The sequence below is a fragment of the Aggregicoccus sp. 17bor-14 genome, assembly GCF_009659535.1.
Classification (GTDB): Bacteria; Myxococcota; Myxococcia; order Myxococcales; family Myxococcaceae; genus Aggregicoccus.
Window position 1 is genome coordinate 1 of the sequence record NZ_VJZZ01000004.1, and the last position, 24468, is coordinate 24468.

At 72.4% G+C, this 24468-nt stretch carries 10 protein-coding genes and 1 tRNA gene; 2 read left to right on the forward strand and 9 right to left on the reverse strand.

Annotated elements, in window-relative coordinates:
• Positions 1-1585: 1585 nt before the first annotated feature.
• From FGE12_RS08765 to FGE12_RS08785, 5 genes are all read right to left on the reverse strand, one after another.
• Complete coding sequence (locus FGE12_RS08765; protein ID WP_153865974.1) at positions 1586-2026, reverse strand: hypothetical protein; 441 nt, start codon at positions 2024-2026, stop codon at positions 1586-1588.
• A 24-nt stretch (positions 2027-2050) separates the two neighbouring features.
• On the reverse strand, positions 2051-2827 hold the full coding sequence (locus FGE12_RS08770) for an RHS repeat-associated core domain-containing protein (protein ID WP_194797717.1): 777 nt from the start codon (positions 2825-2827) through the stop codon (positions 2051-2053).
• 122 nt (positions 2828-2949) lie between these two features.
• Positions 2950-3702: an IS21-like element helper ATPase IstB gene (gene istB / locus FGE12_RS08775; RefSeq protein ID WP_194797718.1), complete on the reverse strand. Its 753-nt coding sequence runs from the start codon at positions 3700-3702 to the stop codon at positions 2950-2952.
• Positions 3692-5239 (reverse strand): IS21 family transposase, encoded by a 1548-nt coding sequence (gene istA / locus FGE12_RS08780; RefSeq protein WP_153865977.1) that lies wholly within the window; start codon positions 5237-5239, stop codon positions 3692-3694. Before istA ends, istB begins: the two co-directional genes overlap by 11 nt.
• On the reverse strand, positions 5236-5673 hold the full coding sequence (locus tag FGE12_RS08785) for a hypothetical protein (RefSeq protein WP_153865978.1): 438 nt from the start codon (positions 5671-5673) through the stop codon (positions 5236-5238). The genes istA and FGE12_RS08785 overlap by 4 nt, the downstream gene beginning before the upstream one ends.
• A 741-nt stretch (positions 5674-6414) precedes the next feature.
• On the opposite strand from FGE12_RS08785, the gene FGE12_RS08790 reads away from it, so the two are divergent.
• Positions 6415-6885 (forward strand): site-specific integrase, encoded by a 471-nt coding sequence (locus FGE12_RS08790; RefSeq protein WP_228530701.1) that lies wholly within the window; start codon positions 6415-6417, stop codon positions 6883-6885.
• A gap of 27 nt (positions 6886-6912) precedes the next feature.
• On the opposite strand, the gene FGE12_RS08795 is transcribed toward FGE12_RS08790, so the two are convergent.
• Positions 6913-6998 (reverse strand) — tRNA-Leu (locus tag FGE12_RS08795).
• 107 nt (positions 6999-7105) lie between these two features.
• On the opposite strand from FGE12_RS08795, the gene ffh reads away from it, so the two are divergent.
• Complete coding sequence (ffh, locus tag FGE12_RS08800) at positions 7106-8773, forward strand: signal recognition particle protein (RefSeq protein WP_153865980.1); 1668 nt, start codon at positions 7106-7108, stop codon at positions 8771-8773.
• Between the two features lie 54 nt (positions 8774-8827).
• On the opposite strand, the gene FGE12_RS08805 is transcribed toward ffh, so the two are convergent.
• The 3 genes from FGE12_RS08805 to FGE12_RS08815 form a co-directional block, all read right to left on the reverse strand.
• Entirely contained in the window at positions 8828-9928 is a 1101-nt protein-coding gene (locus FGE12_RS08805; RefSeq protein ID WP_194797719.1) for a TIGR04552 family protein, read from the reverse strand.
• A 116-nt stretch (positions 9929-10044) separates the two neighbouring features.
• Entirely contained in the window at positions 10045-11967 is a 1923-nt protein-coding gene (gene gltJ / locus FGE12_RS08810) for an adventurous gliding motility protein GltJ (RefSeq protein ID WP_153865981.1), read from the reverse strand.
• Between the two features lie 143 nt (positions 11968-12110).
• Positions 12111-24410, reverse strand: coding sequence for a tetratricopeptide repeat protein (locus FGE12_RS08815; protein ID WP_153865982.1), 12300 nt, complete (start codon positions 24408-24410; stop codon positions 12111-12113).
• Positions 24411-24468 lie beyond the last annotated feature (58 nt).

Consider the following 24468-nt stretch of genomic DNA (forward strand, 5'->3'; position numbering starts at 1 on the left):
CGAACACCTCGTAGCCCGCGCTCAACGGCACCAAGGACTCCAAGCCTCACACGTCTGGCCGAGCTGCTGCTCAGGTCATTGCCAAGGTGCGCCCGAGGGTCACGTCGGCGCTCGGGCGGTTACGCGGATGAGGACCTAAGCCCCTGAAGCGCGGGGAGAAAAGGGATGCACGAGCCGGGGATCGAACCCGCCGAGGGCAGGGGAAACCCATAATCAGGACGCGCACTTGCCCGCCCTGTCCTCGTCTTTCCGGAGATTTGGCCTCCGGTTCGTGCCGTCCCGTACCCTCCCGTGGTGCCCCGTTCCCCGCTGTCGGGGCACATACGGGGCACATGGTAGGGCCTGCCCTACTCTCGCCCATGGCGATCCATCGCCTGTACCGAGGAGTCGAGCGTGAAGTTAGCGCTCCGGTGCCTCAGGGCGCCGCCCGACGCATCGCCCTCCCCCGTTGCTTCAGGAGCCCCTCCGTTTCCGACTACCTGTGTACCGCGCGATCGCTTGCAACACGCAAAGCATCAGTCCTCAGGCTGCAGGTAGGTGCACTTCGGTCACGCGGCGTTGCAACTACTGAGGCCTCCGCCGAGATGCTGTGACTTAGCACTTCCCCCGCGCCTGCTCGGACAGGCTCCCGCTCCAAGAGGAACCCCGAGGCGACTTGACGGACTCAGTAGAGGAAGCGGGAATCGAAGACAGGGAACACCCGGGGCAAGATGGTACGTCACCCGTCAATCCCTTGAAATTCCTCCTTCGCGCTCCACCTCATCCCGCCCTGTCCCCTTTGCTTCCGCGCCGGAAGGCACATACCGGGCACCTGATGCGCCTGTGGATTTGCCGCTTCAGCACCACTGAGTGGCTTTCACTACCCAGTATATCGGCATCCCCTTGCGTCCAGCCGACCCTGCCACGCGGGGTGTCATCGCCGTTTCAGTCGAGCGGCGCGTTAGCCCGCCTGACGGGCTGGCCACGTCGCGCACCGAACTGCGCGGGGGATTTCGGGGCGCCGTGAGAGCAACAAGCTCCCCTTCAGCGCGCGCGAGCTTTGCCGCAGCGATGTTCCAGCTTCTCTTAGTAAGCGGTCCACCCGGGGGACGTGCCGGCTGCCGATGCTTGCATGACGGCGCCCGAGGCGCGAGCGGAGAAACGGGGAAGAAGCGAAGGGGGGCGTATGTACGCTGTCTGTCCAGGGGAGACGTTCTGCCAATTACTGCGGCGCCGACGGCCGCGCACCGCCGCCAATAACGACTTCTGGAGGGTTTGGAATGCCGTGAGAAACCGCAGCCGGCTTTCACCCCGACAGACACAGCCCATGCAGTCAGCATCAGCGTTGATTCGAAGCGCCCGGCCACCCTTGTTTTGCTAAAGTTCGGGGAACCCCGAGTGCGCGTGAACGCCATGCCTTACCAGAGCAAAAGCCAAGGCTGCAGGGGCTGGTGTTCGGAGCCGCGACGGGCATCCCTCGGCTCGCGTCAGTCCCCCATTGACGACTCGCATACCTCACACCGGTTCCTGCACTCCAGCGGCCCCGGAAACCCACGGTGTTCAGGCCCGACACGGTCACTCAGCGCCACTGGCGGCGGGAAGACGCTCATTCAATGGCGATTCCTCCCCGCGCGCCCAACTTGCAGGCTTGAGCTGCCTGCGAATCAGCCTCGAGCCGCTCCCCCTTGAACAGAACCAAAACCCGGCCACACGCCTTAACCCCCATCAACCCAACACCCTGAACCTGACAGGAATAGGTCAATGGGTCCAACTCCTTGCACCGCGGCGCTGCTCTTATTTCTCTCAGCAGCACCGAGGTAGCCTTGAGCGGATCAATCACAAGCGCCACAATACGCCCGCGCTCACCGAATGCGATGAGCGCGACATCGCCGACACCTTCATGGCTCACCCGCTTCGACGACACGAAGCTGCTGCCGTCATCCGAATTCGTCCCCCTGCTAAATCCGAGCGCCTCAAGAGACTCACGCGGCTGGCCCATCGCTGGGAACAAAAAACCCAAAAATGCCAAGATCCAGTAAGCATTCACGACCGCCTCCCAGAAAATCGCAACTCAGAGATTTCCCCACGCCATATTCGCCGTTTCTCCCATGAGCGCATGCGGACTAAACGGATCCCCCTCTTCTCCAGGCAGCCCCCCGTCCTCATCTGCGTCGTCAATCCACTGCTCAAGAAACCCAGGATATCCAGTCTGGCCCGTGGATTTAATGGTCCAAAGCGCAGCGTGAATCAACTCATGGCCAAGGTTTGCCACTGGATTTAGCTTTGCAAGAATTGCCCGGGTGCTAAACAGTCGAACATCCTCGCCGGGAAGAGTGCACACTTGGCCTGTGTCTCTGATCCCAACGTGGTTGGTCTCCTTACCCTTGAGATTGCCTGCAATCCCATATGCATTCTTGGGGAAATAGTCAGGAGGAAGCACGTCTCCATATATCGTGAACTGCAATGGGGACTGCTCAAGATAATTCATGAGCGCAGCACCACCGGCCGATTTGGAAAGGCGACTGGCCAGCGACTTGGCCGTGCTGTCCGCGAAATACAAAGTCAATCCAGAGGGATCCGCCATGTTGACCGGATTGCCATTGGCATAAGAATACGCAGGCATTACGCCAGGAGCCATTACAAGTAGCGGCTCAGTTTCCATATATCGGCCGGCGCCCGGGTCGTAATACCGGTTCCAGTTCTCAAAGAGGCCTGTCTCGGCGTCTGCGTACTGACCTAGGAAGCGAAGCGGCGTCCAGAAGGGCTGCGTCCCGGTCTCAAATTGCTGATACTCGTAGCCCTCGATGGAAGCGATCTTGAGGAAGCGCGGCGTTTCGACCGCGTCCACCGCGATCGTTTTCTGAGTTGAGCGCGGTGTTCCGCCCCGGCGCAAGGCCGGAGACGCGGGTCGGGCCTGAAGACTTTGAGCGCGCGCGTGCGTTGGCCGCCGCACGGACTCTTGGCAGCGGGCTACTCCTGCACCACCTCCTGGTCAGAGCGGCGGGACTTGCCGGAGATGCGGATGAGGAGGCCCTTGTGCACGAGGCGGTCGGCGATGGCGGAGGCGGCGGCCGCGTTGCTGAAGAGCTTGCCCCACTCCTTGAAGGGCAAGTTGGTGGTGACGATGGTGCTGCCGCGTTGGTAGCGGCGGTTGAAGACTTGGTACAGCAGGTCGGCGCCGCGGCTGTCGAAGGACAGGTAGCCGAGCTCGTCGATGAGGAGCAGCTCGTAGGCGCCCCAGGTGGTGAGGGCGCGGGCTAGGGCGTTGCGCGCCTGGGCGGCGACGAGGTGGTTCACGAGGTCTGCGGCGACGACAAACTTCACCCGATGGCCCTGCAGGCACGCGAGCTGCCCCAGCGCATTGGCCAGGTGCGTCTTGCCGACGCCACTGGGTCCCACGAAGACGATGTTCGTCTTCTCTTTCAGAAACGCGAGCGTGGCAGCGCGCAGGCACAGCTCGCGGTCAATCTGTTGGGGGTAGTCGAAGTCGTACGTCGCGAGGCTCGTGAGCGGGAAGATGGAGGAGCGCCGCAGGGCGAGCCTCGCGCGGGCCTCCGTCTGGTGGCGCAGCTGCTCGCGCATGAGCGTGTCGAGCAAGCCGGTGGGGCTTTCCGCGCGGGCGATGGCGCGCTGCGAGTACTCATCCAGCAGGCCCGCGGCGTGGGCGAGGCTCAAGGCCCGCATCACCTGCTCGAGGGAGAGGGTCGCGACATCAGCGTTCATGGTGCTCACCGTCGCTGCCGTCGCCGTCTGCGCTGCTGCTGCTGCGTGCGTCGTCGCTGCTGCGGCCGTCGAAGAGGGCATCGTACGTCTCCAGGGGGTGGGGCTCGACGACGAGGGAGTCGGCGAGGGTGTTGCCGGTGAGGACGGGCTGGGGCGCCTCTGCCTGGCCGCGGCGGAAGCGCTCCTGGTCCATGAGGGCCTGCACGAAGGGGGCGCCGTAGTGCTTGAGACGGTGGGCCATGACGAGGCCGGCGGAGAGCTCGGTGCGCCCGTAGCGCTCCAGCAGCCGCGTGAGGCGCTCAATCTCGTTCTTCAAACTGCGGCGGCTGCGGGCGGCCTCGCGCAGGTACAGCGGGGCCTCCGGGCAGAGGGCGGCAATGCGGTCTCGGCTGTGGGAGAGGTGGGCGCCGGGGCGGCGCAGCAGCAGCTTCTCCAGGTGCTCGGCGTGCTCGAGGGCCCGGCGCCTGTCCCAGCAGCGCTCGTGCACGGCGACTTCCTCGCCCTTCTCGTCCAGCACCCGCACGTGCGTCGCGCCCGCGCGCAGTTGCACCGTCTTGCCCACGTGCTGCAGGGGCACTGAGTAGGTGTTGGAGTCGAAGGCGACGCGCGCCTCCTTGTGCACGACGCACGTGTCCACGAAGTCGGTGTCGTAGGGCCGCGCGGGAAGCGCGCGCAGGCGCGGGCGCTCGAGGACGAGGCGCTCGGCGGGCCTCTCGCGCGTCGTCGCGTGCAGGCGCGCATTGGCCGTCTCGTCGCGCCAGGCGGCCGCCTGCTGCCGTACGTCGGCAAGGGAGGAGAAGGTGCGGCCGTAGAAGAAGCTGTGGCGCAGGTACTTCACCGCGCCCTCCACGCGGCCCTTGGCCTCGGGGTAGCGCACGGGGGCGGCCACGGGCTCGAAGAGGTAGTGGCCGGCGAAGGAGAGGAAGCGCGGGTTGAATTGCACCGTGGCGCCCGCGTGGTGCAGCACCACCGACTTGAGGTTGTCGTAGAGAATTCTGCGCGGCACGCCGCCGAAGAAGTCGAGCGCGCGCCGGTGCATCTCGAGGAATGTCTCCATGCGCTGGTCCAAGGCGAAGTCGACGAAGAGGGCGCGGCTCCAGGAGAGCACCATGAGGAAGGCGGAGAGGGGCCGCACGCTGCGGCCCACGCGAAGGCTTCCGAAGCTGCCCCAGTCCACCTGCGCTTGCTCCCCGGGCTCCATCTCCACGCGCAGGTAGGCCTTGCGCCCTCGCACCGGCGCGCGCACGCGGGCCACGTAGCGGCGCAGCTGGGCGACGCCCCCGGGGTAGCCGCGGGCGCGCGCTTCCGCCAGCAGCCGCACGCTGGAGATGTCGGGCGCCTCGGTGAGGCGCTGCACGAGGAAGTCCTTGAAGGGGTCGACGATGGAGGGGCGGCGCGCGGGCGCCTCCTCGGGCTCCTCGAGCGCGCGGCGCACGGTGGAGTGGTGCACGCCGAAGCGGCGGGCCACCGTCTCGACTTTCATCCCCTCCACCAGCACCAGCCGGCGGGCCTGTGCGCGCACCTCGGGGGAAATCACCGCGCCCTCCCCAGCGCCGCGAAGGCGAGCAGCGGGCGGGCGCGTCCCTGCGGGCCCACGGCCGAGAGGAACCTGTCCGCCTCGTGGCGCCGTCCGCGCTGGGCGCCACTGCGCCCCGGCGGCACCGCCACCCACTCCACGTCCACGCGCGGCCCCACGCAGCTACCCAGCAGGCGCTGCCAGGCCTCGGGCCGCCGGCGCACGTCCGGCGCGTCCGCATCGAGTACAGCGCACAAGGGCCCGCCCACCCAGTCCGACAGCGACTCGAGTAGCTGGGGCAGCGCCGTGGAGGCGTGCGGCCAGAGAGGCAGTCGCGCGCGCAACAGCGGCCCGCCAAAGGACTGCGCCAGCGACAGACGCAACTCGCGCTCGTGCGGCTCCATCGCGAGCCACAGGCGGGGCCTCGGACTGGGCGGCGGCAGCAGGGAGGACATGAATGACTACCTCCGTGCGCATCGGCCGGGCCGCATCCGTGCGGCCTGCGTGCGCAACGGAGGCCATGGGTAGCTGCGCGCCTCGCGCACCAGAAGCCGGATGCGTCAGCGGCGCAGCGCGTCGCGGGCCCCGACGTCCTCGCGGCTGCCCTGCACGCCTGCGCGCGGCGTACGCACGCTGCCGGTCGGCGTGGTCGGCCCGGCCCTCGGCGCTCGCCTGGTGGCGCCGGCCCGCCTCCCGCAGCTGCCGTCCCCGTGCCCCCGCTGCGCACGCCTCGGCGCAGTACGCGTGGCCGCGGTCGCACCGCCGGCACAGAAGGAAGCGGCTGCCGCACGCACGGCAGTCGCGTGCGAGCAGGACGTCCAGCGCCGGCACCTCCGACAGCCCCGAGCCTTACCCGCCCGCCCGCCAGCGCCAGTTTTCCGTCCGACTGCTACGCTTCCACCGAGAACATCTCAGGCCGCGAGCAGCCCGCGATCCGCTCAACTCCCGCGCTCGTCCTGCTCGCTCTTCCGCGGTTTCACGTGAGCGTTTCCAGGCGAGGGCAACACCCAGGCGCGCCTCACCGAGGCGCAGGTGCGCGAGCTGCGCCGCCGACGCGCGGAGGGCGCGACGCTGCGCGCGCTCGCGCAGGAGGCGGGCTGCAGCCTCAGCACGGTAGGAGCTGCGGTGACGGGGCGCACGTGGCGGCACCTGCGCTAGGCGGCTGAAGCGAGGTTTCGCTTCGCAAGCTGCAGGCGCTGCGCTGGGAGGACGTGGACCTCGTCGCCGGGCGCCTCGTGGTGCGGCGTACCGTATGGCGCGGCCACTTCGGCAGCCCCAAGGGCGGCCGCAGCCGCGAGGTGCCCCTCAACGCGCGGGCACTCGACGCCCTGCAGGCGCACCCGCACCTGCGGGGGCCCTTCGTGTTCTGCGACGCGGCCAGGACTTACCTGAAGAACGACACCGTCCGCTCTGCCCTCCTCCGGGCGTGCAGGCGGGCGGGCCTCCGGGAGGTAGGCTGGCACACGCTGCGCCACACCTTCGCGAGCCACCTCGTCATGCGCGGCGCCGTCCTCAAGAGCGTGCAGGAGCTGCTAGGGCACGCGAGCCTGGAGATGACGATGCGCTACGCGCACCTGTCGCCCGACGTGCGGCGCGACGCGGTGGGGCTCCTCGACGGAGGGGCCCAGGGGCACATCCGGGGCACACGCGCGGAGGGGGACGCCTAAGCCCCTGAAGCGCGGGGAGAAAAGGGATGCACGAGCCGGGGATCGAACCCGGACGGCCCTCTCGGGCCAGCGGATTTTAAGTCCGCTGCGTCTGCCAGTTTCGCCACTCGTGCGGGAGAGGCCTTGCGGCGGGGCACCTTGGCGCAACTGTCGGCGCGCGGCAACGCGGAACCCATCAGCGGAGTCGCATCCCGGGGCGCGCTGTTATAAGTGCGCTCCCATGCTCGAGACCGTTACCAAGGGCTTCCGCGCCGCCAAGAACCGCCTGGCCGGAAAGACCGAGATCACCCAGGAGATGGTGGACGAGTCGCTGCGCGACATCCGCGTCTCCCTCCTGGAAGCCGACGTCGCCTTCGACGTCGTGAAGAAGTTCGTCGCCCGCGTGCGTGAGAAGGCCGTGGGCGAGGTGGTGCAGACCACCATCACGGACAAGGCCGGCCAGAAGCGCACCGTCCGGGCAGGCGACCACTTCGTCAAGATCTGCCACGACGAGCTCGAGGCCCTGATGGGCCCGGTGGACACCAGCCTCAAGCTCAAGCCCAAGGGCCAGGTCTCCGGCATCATGATGGTCGGCCTGCAGGGCTCCGGTAAGACCACGACCACCGGCAAGCTCGCGAGCAAGCTGCTCAAGGAGGGCCGCAAGCCCCTGCTCGTCGCCGCGGATATCTACCGCCCGGCCGCCGTGGACCAGCTCAAGGTGCTCGGCGAGCGGCTCAAGGTTCCCGTCTTCCACGAGCCCGGCCTGCAGCCCCCGCAGCTCGCGGAGAAGGGCTACGCCGCAGCGCGTGCGCAGCAGTGCGACGTGGTCATCGTGGACACGGCCGGCCGCCTCGCCATCGACGAGGCGCTGATGACCGAGCTCGAGGCGATCAAGGGCACGGTGCACCCGGACAACATCCTGCTCGTGTGCGACGCGATGATCGGCCAGGACGCGGTGCGCACCGCGGCCGAGTTCGACCGGCGCCTCGGGCTCGACGGCTTCATCCTCACCAAGCTGGACGGTGACGCGCGCGGCGGCGCGGCGCTCTCCATCAAGGAGGTCACCGGCAAGCCCATCAAGTTCCTCGGCATGGGCGAGGCGATGGACCGCCTCGAGGAGTTCCGCCCGGACGGGCTCGCCGGCCGCATCCTCGGCTTCGGCGACATCGTCGGGCTGATGAACGACTTCAAGGAGGTCGTCGACGAGAAGAAGGCCGAGGAGGATGCGAAGAAGCTCCTCTCGGGCAACTTCACGATGAAGGACTTCGTCGAGCAGATCCGCATGGTCCGCAAGATGGGGCCGCTCAAGGACCTGCTGGAGAAGTTCCCCCTCTTCGGCGAGATGACCGAGCAGCTCAACCCGGACGAGAGCGAGCTGACCAAGATCGAGGCGATGTACTGCTCGATGACGGAGAAGGAGCGCACGAACCCCTCCCTCATCAACGACAGCCGCGTGAAGCGCATCGCCAAGGGCTCGGGCCGCAAGACCGAGGAGGTGCGCGAGCTGCTGGGCAAGTTCCAGATGATGCAGCAGGTGATGGGCAGCATCGGCGCGAACCCCGGCCTGCTCGGGCGCATCCCCGGCTTCAAGCAGCTGGGCCAGCTGTCCAAGATGAAGAACATGGACCTGGGCAGCATGCTGGGCGGCGGCGGCGGGGACGCGCGCATGATGCAGCAGATGATGGGCGGCATGGGCGGTGGCGGCGGCATGGGCGGCATGCCCCTGCAGCTGCCCCAGGTGGCCCCGGGCTACACGCCCCCCATGGGCCAGGCCGCCATGGCGCGCGCGCGCCTCATGGGCTACGCGCCTCCGGGCCAGGTCCAGACGAGCAGCGAGGACCGCGACGCCATCAAGGAGCGCCGCAAGCGCGAGAAGGCGAACAAGAAGAAGAACCGCAAGAAGAAGTAGGCGGTCTCCGGCAGCACGTGGCGGGGCGCTCGAGAGGGCGCCCCGCTCTGCTTTCTACGGGGTGCGCTTGGGCACCACGAGGCCGCTGGAGAGGCGGCGCAGCACGCGGCGGCGCTGGCGGCGCTTGTAGAGAGCGTGGGCGTTCTCCCCCTCCTCGTTCTGGCGCGCCGTCTCCACGTCCACGATCTGGAACTCCACCGACGTGAAGACCACGCGGCCCTTGCGCGGGCGGCGGTCGCGCTCGGGCGGCGGCAGGTATGCGTCCATGCGCACCGGCACGTCCACCACGAAGTTGAGCACCTTGTAGGTGTGGCCCGAGAAGGGGTTGCCGCCGCTCGCCTCGCGGTCCTCGTAGTCGAGGTCCAGGTGCAGCTGCTCTACGTACTCGCGGAAGTGCGGGTGGTCCTCGAGCAGCCCCTTGAAGGAGATGAGCGTGTTCTCGGTCTGGCCGGGGACGACGGTGTGGAAGGGAAAGAGGCGCTGGGTGAGCGCGTAGAGCACCGGGAGGATGTCCGCGCGCGTGCGGGTCACGATGCGAAAGCGCGTGCGATCGTAGACCTGCGCCGCCACGTGCTCCTTCTTCGCGAGCAGCTTGGTGATGATGGACTCGCGCGTCTTGATGCTGTCCGCGAACTCCACGATGGGCAGGCCCTTGAGCTCCAGCTCCTTGGCCACCTTGAGCACCTTGCTCGTCACCAGCTCCGCGAGCTCCACCTCGGAGACGGGCAGGCGGAAGAGCAGGTCGCGCCCCTCGATGTGCTGGATGACGTGCATCACCTTGAGCACGATGCACGCGATGCGGCGGTACTTGCGGTCTCCCCCCACCCCGCTCGCGTAGAGGAAGAGATCGTGGATCTCGCCCGGGTTGGCCACCGCGTCCGCCACCCGGTACCCGAAGGTGCGGCGCAGGTACTCCACCGCGTCCGCGAGCACCTGGCGCGCCCACGCCTCGTCCGCGGGGCGCGTGAGATCCAGGAGGCAGATCTTCAGGAAGCGGTCGACCTCGTCGCGCTCCTGGAAGTGCATGCGCCGCCACTCGATGACCGAGCCGCCGCGCAGGATGAGCCGGATGCGCTCCAGCTCCTTGAGGCCCATCTCCTCCACGCGCCGCACGGGCAGGTCCGGAAGCCGGGGGATGAGTGAGGCGGGTCGCACGGGCGCGGCTTGTAGCCGAGCAGGGCCGCCAGGGAAAGTGGCGTCCCACGCACGAAGGCCCCCTCGCCAGGCAGGTGAGAGGGCCTTCGGTATGCTGCGGTGCGGCGTACTTCCCGTCAGAGCGTGAAGGGGAAGTCGATGGGATCGCCCTGCACGCGGTGCTTGGGGAAGGTCCAGCTCTTGATGAGGCCGCTGAAGCAGGTGGCGGCGTAGCTGCCCTTGAACTCGTCGCTCTGCACCGCGACGCCCGAGGTGCGGCCGTTGGTCTGGATGGTCCAGCGCATCACCATGCGGCCGGTGAGGTCCGGGTGGCGCTTGAGGTGCTCCTCGCGGCACTTGCCCAGCGCAGGCTTGCTCGCGAGCACCACGGCGACGATGTCCGACTGGCCGAGCCGCTCCAGCACGTCACCGCTGCCCGGCGCGGGCGGCACGTAGGTGGAGGAGCTCTTGCGCGCGGGCGCCTGGGCCTCGGGCTCCTTGCGGGCCTTCTTCGTCTCGAACAGCTCGTCGAAGTCGTCGTCGCCGTCCGCGCTCTTCGAGGAGGCGGAGGCCGTGCGCGTGGGGGCCTTGGGCTCCTCGGCCGGCTTCGGCGGCGCCTCGGTGCGCGTCGAGGAGGCGTGCGCGGTGCGCTCGCGGCGCGGCGCGGCGGCGACCGTGGCCGGAGGCTCTGCGCGGGCCACGGGGGCGCTCGGCGCGGCATTCGTCGGGGCCGGAGGCTGCACGGCGGGCGGCGTCGCGGTGGCCACGGCGGGCGGCGTCTGCGCGGGGGTGGCGGCCGGCGCGGTCGCAGCGGCCGGCGGGGGCGCAGGCGGCGGGATGACCGCGGCGACCGGAGGCGTCACGGGACGCGGCGCCTCGGCGACGGGCGCGGCGGGAGGCGGCGCGGAGGGCCGGGTGAGGGCGTAGATGCCGCCTGCGGCAGCGCCCGCGGCCACCAGGGCACCGAGCGCCGCGGCGAGCACCACCTTGCGATTGCCACCGCGCGCGGGCGGCGGCGGCGTGTACGTGGGGTACACGGGCGCGGGCTGCACGGTGGGCAGCCCGCGCGTGGCGTAGGAGGCCGCGTCGTCGAGCACCGGAGGCGCCACGGGGAGGTGCGGCGAGGTCTCCGCGGTGGAGAGATCCAGCAGGCCGGGCACCGCGGGCTGCAGCACCGGGCGCTGCGGCTGGGCGGAGGGAACGCGCGGCGGCGGCTTGCTGAGCGCCTCGTTCTCCTCCTTCACCAGCGAGGCGAGCATGCTCGCGGCGGAGGGCTTCCAGCCGCTGCCGCTGGGCTCCTCCGCGGGCGCGCCTGCGAGCACCGGCGCCTCGGAGCGCACGCTCCTCATCACCCCGCCCGCGTTGAAGGCGGACTCCACCGGCACGTTGACCACGGCGGCAGGCGCCTGCGCCACGGAGGCCGGGGCCACGATGACGGGGCGCGCGGGCCGGGGCGCGAGCACGCTCGCGAGCTCGGGCACGTCCGAGAGCGGGAGCCAGTCCGCGAAGCCTGCGCGCCAGCACAGGCTGTCCGCGCCCACCTCGCCGCGCTCCCAGTGATCCTTCACGCGCTCGAGCGTGAGCGGGCCCACCTGCTTCTCGTCGATGGCGACGAACCAGTCGTGCTGCGCGGGGTTCTCCGCAGCGGCCGCCGCCTCCTGCAGCCTGCGCGCGGCGTCCATGTCCATCACGCGCGTGCTGTCCAGGTCCTCCTCGGCAGGAGGCGGGGGCGCCGGCATGCGGTGGGGCCCGGAGTTGAGCACCGAGTCGAACACGGCGCCGATCTCGTCGTCCTCCACGCCGCCGCCGAAGAGGCCGCCCGGGGGCGGAGTGCCGGTGGCCGCGGGCATGCCGCCCGGGGGCGTGCGGTCCGCCGCGGGAGGCGCGGCGGCGGGCGCCTGGGCGTCGCTGCCCTCCTCCTCGCGCGGCGCCACGGCGCCTGCGGGACGCACGGTGATGACGTGGCCGCACTTCTTGCAACGAACCTTGACGCCCTTGGCGCCAACCTTGTCGTCGCTGATCATGTACTGCGCGCGGCAGCTGTCGCACACGAAGCGCATCGGTCCCCTGCTGAAGCTCGTAAAAGTCGGCGGAAAGCCTGAGGAAAAATCGTAGAGGGGGGCCCCAGGGGGGTCAAGGAGACTCCCCCGGGTGCCGCCTGCTCGGATGCTGGGGCTGACACAGCCCTGTGGACGCGCAGGCGCTACTTGCGCACCAGCACCTCCACGTGCGTGCCCACGGCCACGCGCAGGTCACGCAGGTCCTCGCTCACCGCGAACACCATCGCGTCGCGCAGCTTGGTGCGCGGGCTGAGGCGCTGGCTGCTCGCCGTCTCCGCCATCACCATGCGCTTGACCGGCTCGAGCTCGCCGGCGGCGAAGAGGCCCGCGCGCACCGCCGTGAGCTCCGCGCCGTCCAGGTACTGGCGCACGTCGTCCGGCGTAGCGGTGGGCAGGTACTCGCGCGCGAGCCGCGCGAGCGCCGCGCGCGCGGGCTCGGGCAGGTGCTTCTCCAGCAGCTTGCGCTCCGCGTCCACCGCGCGCGGGTCCGCCGTCACGCGCAGCGGGCCCACCGCGAGGCTGAGCGCCGCCTGCAGCACCGCCTCGAGCCGCTCGGGCGCGAGGCGCTGGCTGAACGCGAGCTCGGGGCGCACCAGCGCGAGCGCGCGTCCCAGCAGGTAGTGCACCTCGCGCGTGCCCTGCTCCGCGAAGAACTTCCCGCCCACGCGCACGCAGGGGGGCTGCGTCTGCAGCACCTCCACATTGACGAGCGGCTCGGGCACCGGCTCGTTGCTGCGCTTGCCCAGGCGCTCGCGGGTGGCCACGAGGAAGGGCGAGTACAGCTCCACGCCCTCCATGCCGAAGAGCCGTGCCACCGAGCGGTAGTGGTGCACGTGGTACTCCTGCGCGCTGGCCACGTCGATGCGGTGCTTCTTGGGCACCACCTGGTAGTGGGTGAAGGGCGCGGCGTACAGGTGCCCCACCTGCTCGAAGAGCATCCCCATCAGCTCGGCCAGCGGCCCGCGCACCTTGGGGTGCAGGAGGTGGGTCTGCCAGAGCCTGTCCGTGAGCGGGCGCTGCGCCACCTCCTTGCGCTGGGCGTAGGGCCCCAGCTTGGTGAGGATCTCGCGCTCGTCCTCGCCGGGCTCGCCGATGAGGCCCGAGACCACCTGGGCCGCCATCCACGCCCCGTCGTAGTCCTTGCGCAGCGCGCACAGGCGCACGAGCTGGCTGCACACCTTCTTCGGGTCCTTGGTGCCCGGCAGCGCGCGGCGCAGCGCGGCGATCGCCTCGTCCTCCTTGCCGGCGATGGCCCCGGCGATCTCCGCGTAGGTCTCCTGCACCGCGGCTTCGTCCGGCAGGCCCTTGGACACCACGCCGTAGGCGGCGAGCGCCCCCTCCGGGTTCTTGAGCACCTGCACGTAGAGGTCGCCGAGCGCGCGCCACAGCGCCATGCGCGCTGCGTGCGTCTCGGGTCCCTTGGGGATGCGCCCGAGCATCCGCACGTAGTTCTCCTCGAGCACCTTCCACTGCCGCGCCCCGCCCAGCAGCGCCTCCAGCGCGCTGAAGGCCTCGACGAAGCGGTGGTCCAAATCCAGCGCCGCGTTGAAGGCGGCCGCCGCCCCCTCCACGTCCTTGAGCTCGTCGCGGCGCAGCTCGCCCAGCGCGAACCACACGCGCTTGGCCTTGAGCGGCTCGGCGGCGAGCGCGGGCAGCGCGAGCATGCGCTCGAGCACCTCCGCCGCGCGCGCCCCCTGCTTCGTCTCGCGCAAGAGCACGTAGAGCGCGTCGTTCACCTCGAGCCGCTCGGGCTCGAGCTTGAGCGCGCCCACGTACGCGTCGATGGCCATGTAGGGGTCCTCGAGCTTCTCGCGCGCGAGCTGCGCGAGCTCCAGGTACACCTGCGCCCTGGCCTCGCCCTCCAGCACGTTGACCAGCTGCTGGCGCAGCTCGGCCGAGCGATCGTAGCGGCCGGCCGCATCCATCAGGCCCACGAGCGCGCGCAAGGAGGGCTCGTGGCCCGGGTCCAGCGCGAGCGCCTTCTCGAAGTGGTTCTGCGCGCGGTCCGCCTGCGCGAGCGCGGCGTGCACGTCACCGAGCTGCCAGTAGACCTCCACCACCTCGAGGTCCGTGAGGTCCTCGCGGTGGTGGATGAGGATGGACTGGTACACCTTGAGCGCGTCCTCGTAGCGCTTGGTCTGCACGAGGAGGTTTCCGAAGCCCTCGAGCGCCGGCAGGTACGTCGCATCCAGGCCGTAGGCCTTCTCGTAGGAGGCGAGCGCCTTGTCGCGCCGGCCCAGCTTCTCCGCCACGTAGCCCAGGCGGTAGAGCTGGCGGCACAGCTCGGAGGAGAGCTGCGCCTCCGGCTCGCTCACGGCGCGCTCGGCCATGCGGCGCACCACGATGTCCAGCATCCCCTCCGCGGCCTCCCAGTTCTCGCGCGCGATGTACGTGTCCGCGAGCGGGCGCGCCGCCTCCAGCGCGTCCGGCTGGTGCTTGAGCGCCTCCTCGTAGAAGCCGGCGGCCGTGTCGCGGTCCTCGCGCGTGTCCTGGTGGTAGCGCGCCACGTCCAGCAGGGCGCGCGCCTTGGCCTCGGGGTCCTCGGTCTGGCGGGCCTCCTGCAGCAGGGTCTGCTCGTAGCCGGTCCAGTCCTGCTCGGCCTCCTGGATGCCCTTGAGGGCGCGGATGGAGGGCAGGTAGCCCGCGTCCAGGCGCAGGGCGTGCTCGTAGGCGGCGCGCGCGCTGGCGCGGTCCATGAGCATGTCCTCGTTGATCTTGCCCATGCGGTGGAACAGCTCCACCGCCTCGGGCGCTTCGCCCGCCACGTCCGCCTCGCGCTGCAGCATCTCGAGCGCGAAGGGCCAGTTGCCGCTGCGCTCGTACAGCTGCCCCAGCGCGTGCAGTGCCGGGCGGCAGGCGGGGTCGATGGCGAGCGCGCGGTCGTAGCTCGCCACGGCGCGGTCCGCGAGCCGCAGCTGCTGGTGGAACACGGTGCCGATCTCCACGCACAGCTGGGCCTGCTCGGCGGGGTCGGCGGTGAGCGCGAGCTGGCGCTCGTAGGCGCTCACCAGGTCCTCCCAGCGCTCCTGGCTGCGGCGCAGGCGCACCAGGGTGCGCACGGCCTGCAGGTTCTGCGGGTCGATGGAGAGCACGCCCTCCACGCACGCGTCCGCGTGGGCGAGGTTCCGGTACTTGTCCTCCCAGATGGCCGCGCTCTTGAAGAGCACGCGCACCTTCTCGCGGTAGTCGGGGCTGAGCTCGAGCTGGCGCTCGTAGATGCCGAGCAGGTCCGCCGGCTGGTCCAGCTTCGTGTGCAGGCGCTCGAGCGCCTCGAGCGCCTCGCGGCTGCCCGGGTCGAACTCCAGCGCCTGGCGGTAGGAGGCGATGGCGGCCTCGTCGTCGCCCAGGTCGCGCTCGTACACGGAGGCGACCTCCACCTGGATGCTCGCGCGCTCCTCCGGCGTGGCCGCGAGGTCGCGCGCGCGCAGGAGCGTGGTCACGACGTCCGGGAAGGAGCGCTCGCGGCGGTAGAGCGCGGTGAGCACGCCCAGCGTCTCGGCGTCCGGCTCCAGCTCGAGCGCGCGCAGCAGCGCCGCGGCCGCCTCGGTGGGCTCCTCGGCCTGCTCGTCGTAGACGCGGGCGATCTCCCTCAGGATGGCCTTGCGCGCCTCGATGGAGGGCGCCGCCTCGAGCTTCTGCTCCAGCGCCACCACGTACTCGCGCGCCTGGCCGCGGCGCTGGAACATCCCGGCGAGCGTGTCCAGGGCGGTGGAGTTGGTGGGGTCGAAGTCGAGGATCTTGCGCAGCGCGGCCTCGGCGGCGTCCGAGTCGTCCAGCTTGCCGTCGTGCACGCGCGCGAGCGTGATGTAGAGGCGCTCGGCGAGCGGCCCGCGGGGCAGCGCGTCCGCCACCTCCTCGTACACGGCCGCGAGCTCCTCGTGGCTGCCGGTCTCCTCGGCGAGCCGCTCCACCTCTTCACGCAGCGAGTCGTCCGCGGCGCTGATCTGCAGCGCGCGGCAGAGGGCGAGGAAGGCCACGTCCTTCTGGCCCAGCCGCTCCTCCTGCACGCGCGCGAGGTCGCGCAGCGCGGCGAGCTTCTCCTCGTCGGTCACGAGGTGGGGCACGTAGCGGTCCACCACCTGCGCGTAGGCGCGCCAGTCACCCTGCTGGCGGTAGAGCTGGCCTGCGCGCTCGTAGGCGCGGCGGTGCGCGGGGTCCAGCTCGAGCACCTTCTCGAGCGCCCCGGCGGCGAGCTCGGGCTTGCCGCCCTCCCCCTGCCACAGGTCTGCGACCGCGAAGTGCGCGGCCACCGCCTGCTCGCGCTCGTCCGCCGCCAGGTGCACCTGCGCCTGCAGCTCGAGCGCGCGCACCGCGTCGTTGAAGGCGCGAAGGCCCGTGAACAGCGCCTGCACCCGGGTGAGCTCCGCGACGGCGTGCGGCTCCACCTCGAGCGCGCGGCGCGCCGCATCCAGCGACTCCTCGCGGCGCCCCAGCTCCGCGAGCACCTCCGCGAGGCGCAGGCGCAGCGCCTTCACCCCTTCCGCGGACTCCTGCAGCGGCACCAGCCGGCGCAGCACGGCGACGAGGTCCTCGCGCTTCTGCGTCTCCTCGTAGAGGTCGCGCAGCGCCTCCAGCGAGGCGCGGTGGCGCGGGTCGCGGTCGAGCGCGGCCTTGAAGAAGGGCACCGCCTCCTCGGGCTTGCCCTGCAGCCGGTAGAGCACGCGGCCGAGGCGCTCGTTGAGGCGCACCGTCTCGCGCGGGTCCAGCGTCTGCGCGAGGCGCGCGGAGAGCAGGGCCTGCAGGTCCTCGGGGCGGCTCGCCCGCTCGTAGAGCCCCTCGAGCGCGGTGAAGGCCTGCTCGTTGCGCGGGTTCTTCTGCAGGAGCTCCCGGTACAGCTCGATGGAGCGGCCCACGTCCGAGAGGCCCGCGGCGCTGACCTCGGCCATGCGCGCGAGCACCCGCTCGCGCTCGTGGCCACTCACGCGCTCGCTCTGCAGCTTGAGCACGTCGTAGAGCTTCTGGCTCGCGCCGGCGGCCTCGTAGAGGCTCTCCAGGCGGCGCGCGGCGGCGAGGTGGCCGGGCTCGAGCGCGAGGATCTGCTCGAGCGCGCGCGCGGCGCGGTCCGGCTGCTCGAGCCGCTCGTGGGCGAGCTGACCCAGGCGGAAGAGGAAGCCCACCTGGTCCGCGGGCTCTGCTGCCGAGGCCACCTGCGCATCCAGGATGCCCGCCAGCTCCGGCCAGGCCTCCAGCTGCGCGTAGAGGCGGTCCAGGGCGGCGAGCGCGCGCGGAGAGGTCGCGGCGTCCGTCTCGCGGGCGCGCTCGTAGAAGCCCACCGCGCGCTCGGGCTCGGCGAGGTGGTCCTCGAGCAGGCCGCCCAGCGTGAGGCACACCTGCGCCACGTCCGCGGGCTCCGCGAGCCGCGGCAGCGCCTTCTCGTACTCTGCCGCGAGCGCGTCCCAGGTGCCGGCCGCGTCCGCCGCGCCCTCCAGGCGCTTGCGCAGGGCCGCGTCGTTGGGGTCCTCCCCGAAGGCACGGAACAGCGCGAGGAAGGCGAGCTCGGGCTCACCCTGCGCCTCGCGCAGCGAGGCGAGCTCGCCGAGCAGGCTCTTGCGCTCGAAAGCGTCCGTGGACACGCCCACGCGCGCGTCGATGAGCTGGGCGAGCCGCGCCCCCTCCCCGCTCGCGCGCAGCGCGGCGGCGAGGGTGTCGAAGGCGAGCAGGTTCTGGGGCTCGCGCGAGAGCAGCGCCTCGAGCCGCGCGAGGCTTCCCGCGTGCCGCGGCTCCTCGGCGAGCACCTCGCCGTAGAGGGCGAGCGCGCCGGTGCGGTCCATCAGCTTGCTCTCGCGCACCACCGCGAGCCGGTAGCGCAGCTCCTGGGCCTCGGCGCCGGTGACGACCGCGAGGCGGCGGCTGAGCACGTCCGCGAGCTCCGGCCAGCGCTCCTGCGCCTGGCACAGGGCCTCCATGCGCGCGAGCGCGGCCGCGTCCTGCGGCCGGTGCTCGAGCAGGCGGCGGAAGGTGGCGAGCGCCCCCGCCACGTCGCGCAGCTGCGTCTCCTGCAGGGTGCCGATCTGGAACAGCACCGCGGCGCGGCGCTCCGGCTCCTCCACCACCGCGAGCTGGCGGCGCAGCACCTCGAGCAGCTCCTGGGGCGTACCCTGCGCGCCCACCAGGCGCGCCACGCTGTCCAGGCCTTCCGCGTCGCTGGGCTTGAGCTCCAGCACGCGCCGCCACGAGGCGAGCGCGGCAGTCCCCTCCCCCAGGCTCGCCTGCAGCTGCGCGAGCGCGCGGAACAGGCGCAGGCGCGCCGCGTCGTCCGAGGCGCGGGGGGCGACCTCCTCGAGCACCGCGCCGAAGTCCTCGGCCGCGTCCGCGCGGTCCACGAGCTCCAAGCACAGCTCGAGCGAGCGCGCGTCGTCAGGCACCTCGCGCAGCGCGCGCGTGGCGTAGAGGAAGCCCAGCTCCGCCTCGTTCAGCGGCCCCGCGTAGGTCTCGGCGATGCGGCGCTGCAGCGCCGCGCGCTCCTGCGCCACCGTCTCGGTGCCCACGCGGGCCTCGAGCATCTGCACGAGGCGCAGGTGGTCTCCTCCGGAGGCGAAGAGCGGCTCGAGCGCCTGGGCGGCCGCGCCGCGCAGGGCGCTCTCCGAGCGCGCCATCTCCTCGAGCGCGCCGACGGCGCCCGGGTGCGCCTCGCGGTGCGCGAGCACCTCCTGGTACAGCTCGAGCGCACCGCGGGGATCTCCCAGGCGGGTGAGCTTGAGGCGGCCGAGCCGCACCCGCAGCTCGCTCGCCTCCTCCTGCGCGCTGCGCGAATCGGCGAGCGCAATCTCGCGCTCCAGCAGCCGCGCGAGCTCCGGCCAGCGCTCGGACTCGCCGAGCACCTTGTCCAGCAGCTTGAGCGCGTTCGCGTTGTCCGGGCGCAGCGCGAGGATGTCCTCGTAGGCCTGGGCGGCGAGCGCCTTGTCCAGGAGCGTCTCCTCGGCGAGCGCGGCGAGCTCGAAGAGGCGGCCCACGCGCGCGGTGTCGCTGGGCTCCGCCGCCACCTGGCGGCGCATCACGTCCGCGAGCTCGCGGTGCGCGCCCGAGCGGCGGTGCACCAGGGCGATGGCCTCCAGCACCTCGCGGTCCTGCGGCTCGCGCAGGCTCACCTGCTCGAGTGCGCGCACCTCCAGGTCGTGGCGCTGCAGGCGCTCGCCGTAGAGCGCGGTGAGGCGGCGCCACAGCTCCAGCGCGAGCGGCTCGGGAGGATTGCGGTCCAGCAGGTCCTCGTAGGCCGCGGCCACCTCCTCGTAGGCGCCCGACTCGGCCGCGAGCCGCTCCAGCTCGTCGCGCACGCCGGGGGCCTGGGGCTGCTCGCTGAAGGCGCGCAGGCGCGCGGCGAAGGCGAGCGAGAGCTGGCCCAGCGACTCGCGCAAGCTCGCGATCTCCTGCGTGCGCGCGAGGCGCTCGCCCGCGGGCGCACCCGCGAGCAGCAGGTCCAGCATCTCCACCTGCTTCTTCGTGTCCCCGAGCGAGCGGTACACCGGCTCCAGCAGGCGCGCGGCCTCCAGGCGCAGCGGCTCCTCGGAGAGCAGCCGCTCCAGGCCGTACACCGCCTCGGGGTCCAGCGCGTGCCGCTCGAGCAGGCGCGCGAAGGCGGCGAGCGCGTCCTGGGCGCTGCCCTCCTTCTCCAGCAGCTGCGCGCGCCGCAGGAGGAAGCCGCGGCGCGCGTCGTCGTCGCCCGCCCCTTCGGCGAGCTGCTGCAGCACCTCGGCCTGCTCCTCGTGGCGGCGCAGGCGCGAGAACAGCTTCTCCAGCGCGAGCAGGCCCTGCGGATCCTTGCGCAGCGCGAGCCCCTGCCGGTAGCAGTCCACCGCGCGCGCGTCCTCGCCGGACTCGGCGTAGGCGGCGCCCGCCTTGAAGAGCAGCGCGGCGCGCTCGGCCGGCTCGCGCGCGAGCTGGGCCTGGGCGGCATAGACCTCGGAGAGGCTCTTCGCGTTGCGGTTGCGCTCGTACAGATGACCGAGGCTCTCGAGCGCCTGGCGATCCTGCGGCGCGTGCGCGAGCAGCGCCTTCCAGGCGCGCGCGGCCTCCTCGGCCTGGCCGAGTGCCTCGCGCAGCTCGGCGGTGCGCCGCAGCAGCGCGAGCCCCTCGGCATCGCCCGCAGGCAGCTCACCCGCGGCCGTCTCGTACATCTCCGCGAGCACCTCCTGGCTGCCGGTCTCCTCGGCGAGCCGCTCGAGCTCGGGGCGCAGCCCCTCGCGGTCCAGCCCCGCGGCGAACGCCTTCACGGCGGACATGAAGGCGAGCGGCGCCTGGCGCATGTCCACCTCCTGGATGCGCCGCAGCTCGGCCGCGAGCTGCACGCGCTCGGCGCCCGGAGCGCCCTCCATGCGCGCCTCGCGCAGGGCCACGCGGCGGGCGTGGTCCCCCACCTGCGCGAGCACCGGGTCCAGCACCTCGAGCGCCGCGGCGCTCATCTGCTCCCCGCCCCGCACCCAGGCCTCGAGCGCGGCGCGCGCGCCCGGGTGGGCGGGGTCCTCGGCGAGCAGCTCCTGGTAGAGCCCGAGCGCCTCGCGCGGGGCTCCGAGCCGCGTGCGCTGCAGCTCGGCGAGCCGGAAGGAGATCTCGCGCCCCTGCGGGCTCTGCCCCTCCTGGCTGCGGCGCAGCGCGAGTGCCCACGCGAGCTCCGCGGGGCTGTCCAGCTCGGCGTAGAGGCGCTCGAGGTTCGCGGCCGCCTCGCGGCTCTGCGCATCGCGCTCGGCGAGCTGCCGCCAGGCGCCCGCCGCGCTCTCCTTGTCGGTGAGGCGCTGCTCGTGCACCAGCGCCGCATCGCGCAGGCAGGCGACCTGCTCCGCGCGCTCGGGCGCGACGGCGGCGAGGCGCTCGAGGACCTCCGCGAGCGCGGCCCACTCCTCGCCCGCGCGGTGCAGGCGCGCGAGCGCACGCAGCGCATCCGCGCTCCCCGGCTGCAGCGCGAGCAGCGCGCGCAGCGCCTCCACGGCGCCGGCGCGGTTGTCCAGCTTGCGCTCCTGCAGCTCCGCGAGCTCGCGCAGCAGGCCCGGACGGGCCGCCGCGGAAGCGGCATTGCCCTGCGCGCCCCCCTCTTCGGCGAGCTCGGTGAGCACCTCGGCGTAGGCGTCCACGCACTCGGCGTCCTCGGCGGCCTGGCGCGCGGCGGAGCGCAGCGCGGGGTCCGCGGGCGCGAGGCGCACGGCGCGCGCAAGCGACGCGAAGGCCAGCTCCGGCTGGCGCAGGTGCACGAGGTGCACCTGGGCCGCGTGGCGCAGCGCCTTCACGCGGATGTTCGGATCGCGCGCGACCTCGGCGAGCACGTCGAGGGCGGAGACGAGCTTGCGGTGATCCTTGGTGGCCTCGTACGCGGGCAGCAGCGCGCGCGCCGCCTCCTCGCGGGCGCTGCCGGAGGCGAGCAGCCCCTCGAGTGCGGCGAGCGCGTCCGGGTCCGTGGGGCGCTGGCGCAGGATGTCCGCGTAGCTCTTCACTGCTTCGACGGCGTTGCCCAGGGCGCCCGCCTGCACCTGCGCGCGGCGCAGCTTGAGGCGCGCGAGCCGGTCGCGGTCCCCGGCGGCCTCGGCCAGCGCCACCTGGCGCGCGAGCGTGTCGCTCAGCTCCTGGGTGCGGCCTGCCTTCTCGTAGAACTCCGCGAGCCGCGGCAGGTGCCTCGCTTCGCTCGCGCCCGAGGTGAGCGCGGCCTGCAGGGCCTCGGCGGCCTCGAGCGGGCGGTTCAGCTCCGCGTTGAGCTCCACCAGCTGCAGGAGCAGCTGGGTGCGCTCGGGGCCGCTCGCCCCGCCGATGCGGCGGCGCAGCAGGGCCTCGGCGTCCGCCACGCGGCCCGACTTGCCGTAGAGCCGCACCAGCTGCTGCAGCAGCTCCGCCGACTCGGGCGCCGCCTCCAGCGCGCGCTCCAGCGCGCCGGCCGCAGCCGGAAGGTCCCCCGCCTCCTCGGCGAGGCCCGCGGCCTCGCCGCGCAGCGAGGCGGCGAGCGCGGGCGTGCGCGCGGCCAGCTCCTCGAGCAGCACGACCAGCTCCGCGTGGGCGCCCAAGTCGCGCGCGAGGCGGGAGGCCTCGGTGCGGCTCACCGCGTCCGTCGCGTCCTCGCGCAGCGCGCGCACGCGCACGTCGAGTGCGGCGCGGCTGTCCGCGAGCTGCTTCTCGTGCAGCCCCGCGAGCGTCGCGTGCAGGCGCTGGCGCTCGGCGGGCTCGCGGGTGGCCTGCAGCTGCTGCTCCAGGCTCGCCACCTGGCGCGCGTGGTCCCCGGTGTGGCCGTGGTGCTCGGCGAGCGCCCCCGCGATGTCCGCGGTGCGCACGCCCGCGGCCGCGAGGCGCTCGAGCCCCGCGAGCACGAGGCCGCTGGGCACGTTCTTCGCGAGCAGGTCCAGGAAGAGCGCCGCAGCCTCCTCGGGGCGCTCGAGCTGCTCGGCGAGCAGCTTCGCCTGGCGCGCGCGCCACTCGCCCTGCTCGAGCGGGCTGTCCACCAGCGTCGCGAGGCGGGCGGCGAGCAGCGCTGCCTCCTCGTAGTGCCCGAGCTGTACGCAGAGCGCCTGCAGGCGCTGCACCGCACCCACGTCCTCGGGCGCGAGCGCCACCAGCTCGCGCGCGAGCGGCTCCAGCTCCGAAGGCGCCGCACCGGCGGCCTCGCGGCGCGCGAGCTCGGCCTCGAGCCGGCCCTGCGGGTCCTCGGCCAGGGCAGCGGCCGTCGCGAGCTTCTGCACGGCCTCGGCGGCGGCGGCGTCACCGGGGGCGCGCGCGAGCACCTCCTGCCACGCGGCCTCTGCGCCCGCGGGATCCTTCAGCGGCCCCTGCAGCAGCTGCGCGAGCTGGCGCCAGAGCGCGAGCCCCGCGTCCGGCGGAGCCACGTGCGCGGCGCGGCGCAGCGCGTGCGCGAGCGCGGTGGCGGCGCCGGCGCGCTGGGCGGTCTCCAGCACGGTGCCCAGCAGCAGCGGCCGCGTGGGCTCGAGCGCGAGCGCGCGCGCGAGCACGGCGAAGGCGCCCTGCGCGTCCCCGCGATCCTCGTAGAGGGAGGCGAGCGCCTCGCAGAAGGCCACGCGCTCGGAGGCGGGCCGGGGCGCGAGCAGCGCCAGGTCCAGCAGGGGCGCGAGCTGCTCCAGCTCCTCGTCCTCGGCGAGCAGGCGCGCGAGCTGGTAGGCGGCGAGCGCGTTGGCCGGGTCCAGCTTGAGCACCGCCTCCAGGTGCGCGCGCGCCTGGGCGCCCTGGCGCAGCGGGTGGACGCAGAGGTCCGCCAGGCGCAGCCGCAGGGCCACCTGCGTGGCGCGGTCCTTCACGGTGGCGAGGTAGCGCTCGAGCAGGGCCACGGCGTCCGGCGCCCTCCCCGCCTCCAGCTGCAGCTCGGCGGCGAGGCTCGCCGCGTCCGCGCGCGAGGGGTCCACCGCCGCCGCGCGCTCGAAGGCCGCGAGCGCGCCCACCGCGTCGCTGAGGCGCGTGAGGCGCAGCGTGCCCACGCGCAGCCACAGGTCCACCTGCGCCGCGCGGTCCTTGGCCTCCTGGGCCATGGCCTCGAGCTGCGCGAGCGCCGGGGCGAAGTCGCCCGCGCGCTCGGCGAGCCGCTCGATGAAGGTGAGCGCCTCGGGCATGCCCGGCCACAGCAGGAAGCATCGGTCCAGCGCCTCCTTCACCTTCGCCGCGGAGCCCGCGTCGTACCAGGCGAAGAGCTTGGCGACGGAGAGCGAGAGGCGCGCGGCGTTCTTGCGGTCGCGCTCCTCGAGCGAGAGGCTGCGGCGCATCCGCACCTTGTCGCGCCAGGTGTGCTCGAACTTCTCGAGCGCGCGCGCCGTCTTCTCGGCCCGCGCGTTCTGCGGGTCCAGCTCGCGCGCCACCGCGAGCGCGCGCTGCGCGAGCGGGTGCTCGGTGGGATCATCCACCAGCCGCTCGGCGAGCAGCGCGTACTCCTCGCCCAGCCCCTCGGCGCCGAGCGCCGAGCGCTCGTGCTCCAGCGCGTCGAACACCGGCTGGAAGCGATCCTCGGCGAGCAGCAGCTGGCGCACGCGCCGGTAGGCGGCGCGCTGCGTGGGGTCCGCGCGGGCAGCGCGCTGCAGGCACAGCACCGCGCGGTCGCGGCGGAACAGCTTCTGCTCGTGCAGGTCGGCGGCGCGCACCAGGTAGCCCGCGGCCTCGGCGCCGCGGCTCGCTGAGCCCAGGCGCTCGAGCACCTCGGCGAGGCCGGAGGGATCCTGGCGCGCCTCCATCAGCGCCTTGAGGCCGAGCAGCGCCGCGCGCGGCTCGGGCGCGAGCAGGAGCGCCCGGCGGAACAGCTCCTCCGCGCGCGCGGGGTTGCGCAGCCGCTCCTGGGCGAGCTCGCCGGCGCGCCCCAGCAGGTACGCGGCCTCGGTGGCGGGCACCTCGCGCGCTCGCCCCTCGTAGAGCCGCACCAGCTCGTCCACGCGGCCCGCCCGCTCCAGCGCTGCCTCGGCCTCGAGGAAGGGCCGGTCATCGAAGACGCGCTGCGAGCCGCGCGACGCGGGACGCGAGGGGGTGGACGTGTCCATGTGCTGGGAATCCCCGACCGGAGTGGGTCTGAAAAATGAAGAGCGCCCGCAGGGCGCA

What these genes read in the sequence shown, in the direction of transcription:
- istB (WP_194797718.1), bottom strand. Translation starts at nt 3,702, where the DNA reads ATGAACGCTGATGTCGCGACCCTCTCCCTCGAGCAGGTGATGCGGGCC.
- FGE12_RS08785 (WP_153865978.1), bottom strand. Translation starts at nt 5,673, where the DNA reads ATGTCCTCCCTGCTGCCGCCGCCCAGTCCGAGGCCCCGCCTGTGGCTC.
- ffh (WP_153865980.1), top strand. Translation starts at nt 7,106, where the DNA reads ATGCTCGAGACCGTTACCAAGGGCTTCCGCGCCGCCAAGAACCGCCTG.
- gltJ (WP_153865981.1), bottom strand. Translation starts at nt 11,967, where the DNA reads ATGCGCTTCGTGTGCGACAGCTGCCGCGCGCAGTACATGATCAGCGAC.
- FGE12_RS08815 (WP_153865982.1), bottom strand. Translation starts at nt 24,410, where the DNA reads ATGGACACGTCCACCCCCTCGCGTCCCGCGTCGCGCGGCTCGCAGCGC.